This window comes from Nocardioides sp. P5_C9_2 (genome assembly GCF_054049555.1).
In genome coordinates this window covers 1-1,164 of sequence record NZ_JBFUMD010000732.1, presented here as the reverse complement: position 1 = coordinate 1,164, position 1,164 = coordinate 1, and the positions used below count along the sequence as shown (strand labels likewise).

General features: G+C 75.6%; 1 protein-coding gene. It reads left to right on the top strand.

Features of this window, described 5'->3' with window-relative positions; all coding sequences use genetic code 11:
• Positions 1-21: 21 nt before the first annotated feature.
• The coding region (locus ACXJKL_RS21370) for an SNF2 helicase-associated domain-containing protein (RefSeq protein WP_457208998.1) at positions 22-1,164 on the top strand (1,143 nt) is incomplete at its 3' end.

Genomic DNA, 1,164 nt, shown 5'->3' with positions numbered 1-1,164 from the left:
GCCGAGGGCATCGTCCGGGCCGTGCTCGACGCCGTGGCCGACGCCATGCCCCGGGCGGCGCCCCTGGCCACCCGCCGCAGCCCGGCCCGGGCGGTCACGTCCGCCCCGGCGTCGCACCGGGTGGATCCCGACTTCACCCGCCGGCTCGAGGAGCGGGTCGCCCGCGCCCGGGCCCGCGGCACCGACGACCGACCCCAGCTGGTCAACCTCGCCCTGCGCGTCGAGGCCGACGAGGAGGAGCTGGTGGCGGGCGCCGTACGCCTCGTCCTGCAGGTCGTGGCCGCCGACAACGCCGCGCACGTGGCGGACGCCGCCCTGCTGTGGACCGAGTCCGACGAGCCCGGGAGCAGCCACGGGTTCGGCGACCGGGCCCGCACCCACGCCTCCATCGCCCTGCGTGCCGCGGCGGAGGCGTGGCCGGTGCTCGACCGGCTGCTCGCGCTGCGGGTGCCCGACCAGATCACCCTGGACAGCGACGAGCTGCTGAGCCTCCTCGACGGGGGCGCGCTGGCCCTCGACGCGATGGGGGTCCAGGTGCTGTGGCCGCGCTACCTCGACCGGGACGTGACCTCCCGGGTGGTGCTGTCCGGCCCCAGGACCACCCGGGAGGAGCCGCTCCAGACGGGACTCTTCGGCCCGGACGCGCTCTTCGGCTTCTCCTGGCAGCTGGCGCTGCACGGCGACGCGCTCACCGACGACGAGATGGACGAGCTGGCCACCGCCGCGACCCCGATCATCAAGATCCGCGACAACTGGACGATCGTGGACTCCGCCGTCCTCAAGCGGGCCCGCAAGCGGCTGATCAAGCGGGTCGCTCCCGCCGCCGCCCTGGCCGCGACCCTCACCGAGGTGGTGCAGGTCGAGGACGTCGAGCACCAGGCGGTCGTCGGCGCCTCGCTGCTCAAGGTCCGCGACCAGCTGCTCACCGCGGCCGTGCGGGACCCGATCGAGGTGCCGACCGGTCTGGCGGCCACGCTGCGCGACTACCAGCGCCACGGGTTCAGCTGGCTGGCCGAGCTCACCGGGCTCGGGCTCGGCGCCTGCCTGGCCGACGACATGGGGCTCGGCAAGACGATCACGCTGATCGCGCTGCACCTGCACCGGCACGAGCCCGGCGGGCCGGGAGGGCCGACGCTGGTGGTGTGCCCGGCGTCGCTGCTGGGC